Raw genomic sequence first — 1,726 nt, forward strand, 5'->3', positions numbered from 1 at the left:
GTCGCCAGGTCGGTGGTCGCCGAACCGCGGGTCCTGCTGCTCGACGAGGTCGCGTCGGGTCTCGACGAGGACGAAGTGGAACGCCTCGCCGGCCTGATCCGGCACCTTCGCGACGCCGGCTGCACGATCGTGCTGGTCGAGCACAACTTCCGTCTGGTGCTGGCGCTCGCCGACACCATCGTCGTGCTCGCCCAGGGCCGCGTGATCGCCGAAGGTCCGCCGTCCGAAATCGAACACAACCCTCGCGTACTCAGCGAATACCTCGGCGTCGTCGAGGACACGGAACTGGCCGGAGAGGCGACCTCATGAGCGAGCAGGCGACGACACCGCTGCTGAGTCTGCGGAACGTGCAATCCGGATACGGCGACCTCCGGGTGGTGTGGGACGTCTCGCTCGACGTGTGGCCCGGCAAGGTCACCGCACTGCTCGGCCGGAACGGTGCGGGGAAGACCAGCACGCTGCGTGCCATCTCGGGGCTGAACAGGGTGTCCGCCGGGACGATCGAGTTCGACGGCCGCGACATCGCGAAGGTGGCGCCGCACCGGCGGGTCCGTCAGGGAATGGCGTACGTGCAGGAGGGGAAGCGGGTGTTCCACCGGCAGACCGTGGAACAGAACCTGATTCTCGGCGGGTACGTCCGCAGGATGCGACGATCGGCCGTACGCGAAGAGGTGGAACGCATCTACGACCTGTTCCCCGTCCTCGGCGCGAAACGCGGCCTGCTCGCCGGTGCGATGTCCGGCGGGCAGCAGCAGATGCTGGCGATCGGTCAGGCGCTGATGGCGAAACCGACCCTGCTACTGCTCGACGAGCCGTCCGGCGGACTGGCGCCCGTGATCGTCGGCGAAGTCATGGAACGCGTCAGCACCCTCAAGGAGGCCGGGATGGCGGTGCTCCTCGTCGAGCAGGCCGTCGACGCCGCGATGAGCGTGGCCGATCACGTCACCGTCCTCGACGTCGGACGCGTCGTCATGGACGCGGATGCGGGCGCGATCGACGACAGGGCGGTGATCCGCGACGCCTACTTCGGCCGCGTCGGCTGAGGAGCTAGCCGCCGAGGCGGCGGAACACGAGACGGACCGCGAGCCCGAGGTGCGCCATCACCTCGTCCACCGAGATGCGGCCGGCCACCCAGGACACCAGGCTGGACATCCAGACGTCGCCGATCACGCGGATTGCGTTCAACTGGTCGTCGGAGATCTGCTCGACCCCGATGGTCTTGGCGAACATCTCCGTCATCAGGGCGCCGAACGCATCCAGTTCGGCCGACGCCGACGCGTCCGCGAACATGAACGCACGCACGAGGGCCTCGTACCGCGGCCGGTCCTTCTCGAGGACCTCGGTGTTCTTCCGGAGCACGAACAGGATCCGCTCCGACGGGGTGTCGCCGGGGATTGTGACGTTCTCGAACCGGGACCGCATGCCCTCGAACACCATCAGCAGGCCCATCACCAGCATGTGGTTCTTCGACGGGAAGTACCGGTACACGGTGCCCAGCGCGACGCCCGCCCGATCCGCGATGGCCCGCATCTGCACGGCGTCGTACCCGCCCTCGGACGCGAGTTCCATCGCCGCGGCGACGATCCGCTGGTACCGCTCCCGCTGCGGGGCCTTGGCCCCGCGCGAGGGCAGCTGCCCGTTGCGGAGCAACGACAACAGCCCGTCCCGGCCCGCTGTCAGCGGCTCTTCAGCAGTGCTCATGGACGTCAGCCTAGCGACAGTCACC

2 protein-coding genes and 1 pseudogene are annotated in these 1,726 nt (G+C 68.4%); 2 read left to right on the forward strand and 1 reads right to left on the reverse strand.

Annotation, left to right across the window (positions count from 1 at the left end; genetic code table 11):
* Together ACFTZB_RS45430 and ACFTZB_RS45435 are read left to right on the forward strand one after the other, a co-directional pair.
* Positions 1 to 309 (forward strand): annotated as a pseudogene (locus ACFTZB_RS45430) (branched-chain amino acid ABC transporter substrate-binding protein); the annotation flags it as partial.
* Entirely contained in the window at positions 306 to 1,043 is a 738-nt protein-coding gene (locus ACFTZB_RS45435; RefSeq protein ID WP_378442537.1) for an ABC transporter ATP-binding protein, read from the forward strand. The pseudogene ACFTZB_RS45430 and the gene ACFTZB_RS45435, both read left to right, overlap by 4 nt.
* A 4-nt stretch (positions 1,044 to 1,047) precedes the next feature.
* Here the strand turns inward: ACFTZB_RS45435 and ACFTZB_RS45440 are convergent, their stop codons facing one another.
* Positions 1,048 to 1,701, reverse strand: coding sequence for a TetR family transcriptional regulator (locus ACFTZB_RS45440; RefSeq protein WP_072943071.1), 654 nt, complete (start codon positions 1,699 to 1,701; stop codon positions 1,048 to 1,050).
* Positions 1,702 to 1,726 lie beyond the last annotated feature (25 nt).

Source organism: Rhodococcus sp. NPDC057014, assembly GCF_042673295.1.
Lineage (GTDB): Bacteria > Actinomycetota > Actinomycetes > Mycobacteriales > Mycobacteriaceae > Rhodococcus_F.